This window comes from Phenylobacterium sp. (assembly GCF_044371015.1).
Lineage (GTDB): Bacteria > Pseudomonadota > Alphaproteobacteria > Caulobacterales > Caulobacteraceae > Phenylobacterium.
In genome coordinates, this window is record NZ_JBILUK010000337.1 from 1 (window position 1) to 2,718 (window position 2,718).

The window sequence follows — 2,718 nt, forward strand, 5'->3', positions numbered from 1 at the left end:
CACTGCTCAGCCACCCGTCGATCGAGGCTATGGTGCTTGCGTCGTAGATGCCTTCGACGGTCAATTGAATGGCCACTCTGCAGCGCGGGACACGGTCCGCGACGAGCGTCAGACTAAGTCAAGTCGGCGACGCCCGCCAACCTGACATCGCGGCTGAGATCGCAAGATATGAACGCTCACAGAGGCGCTCGCATCAGCCCACCAACGGCCCTGCTCGACCACTCGACGTCAGGTTCATTCTTCCAGCTTTGAACGCCCTTGCCGTTGATCGCCAAAGCTTCTTTGTTTTCAACGGTATTGGGCGAATACGTGGGATCCAGGAAGATCAAGTTGAGGCGTGTCTTGGCGACCACGGCCGCCGCAGTCGCGCTGACGGCGGCGGGTGGCGCGGCCGAGACAGTGTCTGTGGGCGGATACGACTTCGCCGACAACGCCTTCGTCAACGACCTGGTCGGGTCGCAGGGGGCTTTCAATGTGATCGGGCACGCCTTCCCAGCAGCCATCACCGATATCGATGCGGGAACCATCGTGTTCAGCTGGCTGCAGGACGTCTTTCTCGACCTTGGCTTCAGCGACAGAGCCGCCGTCAAAGGAGCGGGTGCGGACCTGATGATATTCGAACTGGGTGGCCTCGACCCAATCCACCCTACGACAAATGGCGTCGTAAGGGACGATACGGCGGCCTTCCCAGCCGCGTCCAACAATCTCAATGCTGTTGTGGTCGACCTGAGCCCATTCGGTATTGCACCTATGAGCATGGTGGCCTCTTTTCGGATCGAGACGCCGAGGAACCTGCGGAATGCGGGGGCGTCCGATGACAACGTGGCCTCGCGATCTTTGATCGGGGCTTTCAGTTTGGGCTCTTTGGCGCCGGAAACTGGCCAAAGGGTGCTGATGATCCTGGGCTTTGGTATGGTCGGAGCGCGGATGCGGCTCTGGCCGACGTCGGCAGCCTGACGGGTGGCGGCCAGGCTGGGCGCGACCGCAAACGGAGCTCCGGAACGATGACGGAATTGCTCGCCTTCGCGCTCCATGCCGGCGCGCCGAAGATCGTGCCGGCCCCGGTGGAGCGCCCATGGATGGACGCCACCGGCGATCGGTTCGCCTATCGTTGTTTGCCGCTCAACATCGCCAACGCACACGGCTGGGAGTTGCTTTGCCCGGCGGCCTTCTCGGCGATCTGGGACGGCGGAGCGCAACCCGGGGCCGTGCGCATCATTGATGGCGCGGAGGCGAACAGCGCGCTCGGTCACTTCGGGTCCGGCGTGCTCACCTTCCACATACCGTACCTGTTCCGGACCGAACCCGGCGTCGACCTATACGTTGGCGGGCCGACCAACCGCCCGAAGGACGCCATCGCGCCGCTGACCGGAATCGTTGAGAGCGACTGGTCACCCTACACGTTCACGATGAACTGGATCTTCACGCGCCCGAACACCCTCGTGCGGTTTGAGGCGGACGAGCCGTTCGCCTGCATCTTCCCGGTCCGGCGCGGGGCGCTCGAGTCGGTTCGCCCGGAAATCCGCGACATCTCCAGCGAGCCGGATCTGGCGCGACAGCATGCCGAGTGGTCCGCGGGTCGATCCGAGTTCAACCAGAAACTGATCGCCAACGATCCCGAAGCCGCCAGGCAGGCCTGGCAGAAGTCCTACTTCCAGGGAAATCGCCCGGACGGCGCCTCCGGCCCATCCGACCATCGCAGCCGCCTACGCCTCGCGCCCTTTTCGGATGATCGAGCCTTGAAAGACCCACCCTAAAGCCCAGGCCGGTGGAGGGTTTGGACAGACACCGCCAACGACTCCAGTCTGTGGTCAGGTGACCGCGGGAGCTGGCCGTCAGCTTTGTGTCGTGGACAGCAACAGTGCGATCTGCGCCAGCGCGGCGGCGAGGGCCATCGACAGACCAACCCAGACTCTTGGACTTGCCAAGGTCATGATCATCGGCCGGGTCGGGAAGTTGAACGTCTGTGGCATGGCGGCGAACTTGAACGCGTGGGCGCCGCCGAAGCGCGGGTTGCAGACGAGATGGGCGATGTCGCGCCGGCTCCGATAGCGCATGTAGCCCACCATCGACCTCTCTGGGACCTCCTTGAGCCCCCAGGTGTCGACCATGCCGCCAATGCGGCGCGCCGCAAGAGCCGGGTGCCCGCCGCGGGCGAACAGTGCCGGCATGAACATGCGCGTATAACCCGCCATCACCTCGCGCGCCGGACGCATCTTGCCGGTTGCCGGATCGGCGACATCGCTGTCGGATATGCGAATGACGTTGAGCATGAAAAATTCGCGGCCGTCATCCTCTTCCAGAAATCGCTGCATGACCGGCATTTCGTCCTGGTCGCCGTGGCCGACATTATTGGCGCGCATTCGCGCCATGAGCTGTTCGATTTCGGCCTTGGACAGGGGGCCACGCCAGTTGACGTACCAACCCAGGAACATTGCGTAGGCCGCCAGGGCGACACCCCAGACCCAAAAACTCGCCATCGCCAAGCCTCCTGCGCCAACTGTCCCGATCACTGTCAGATAGGCTCGATCGGGAGAACATACTGGCAGTGTGGATGCCAGTATATCGTGGAACGGTCCGGGCCGTCGAGCGCGGGTTGGTCTCGCCCCACTTGATGCGACAACCCCAACCTCTGGAGTTCATATCGTCACATCACCGTCACCACCTCTTCACGGCGAACGGGTTGATTGGCGGCTCGCCCGCAGCAGCGCGGGCGGG

The 2,718-nt window shown here is 63.4% G+C and carries 3 protein-coding genes; 2 read left to right on the forward strand and 1 reads right to left on the reverse strand.

The window, feature by feature from the left end; translation table 11 throughout:
• Positions 1-264: 264 nt before the first annotated feature.
• Positions 265-957, forward strand: coding sequence for a hypothetical protein (locus tag ACIQ3R_RS17300; RefSeq protein ID WP_397420090.1), 693 nt, complete (start codon positions 265-267; stop codon positions 955-957).
• Positions 958-1,004: 47 nt separating this feature from the next.
• The gene (locus tag ACIQ3R_RS17305; RefSeq protein WP_397420091.1) at positions 1,005-1,757 is read left to right on the forward strand and encodes a DUF6065 family protein; all 753 of its coding nucleotides are present in this window, start codon (positions 1,005-1,007) and stop codon (positions 1,755-1,757) included.
• A gap of 78 nt (positions 1,758-1,835) precedes the next feature.
• Here the strand turns inward: ACIQ3R_RS17305 and ACIQ3R_RS17310 are convergent, their stop codons facing one another.
• On the reverse strand, positions 1,836-2,480 hold the full coding sequence (locus ACIQ3R_RS17310) for a hypothetical protein (RefSeq protein ID WP_397420092.1): 645 nt from the start codon (positions 2,478-2,480) through the stop codon (positions 1,836-1,838).
• Positions 2,481-2,718 lie beyond the last annotated feature (238 nt).

Coding starts and splice junctions, on each gene's coding strand:
- ACIQ3R_RS17310 (WP_397420092.1), bottom strand. CDS start 2,480: ATGGCGAGTTTTTGGGTCTGGGGTGTCGCCCTGGCGGCCTACGCAATG.
- ACIQ3R_RS17305 (WP_397420091.1), top strand. CDS start 1,005: ATGACGGAATTGCTCGCCTTCGCGCTCCATGCCGGCGCGCCGAAGATC.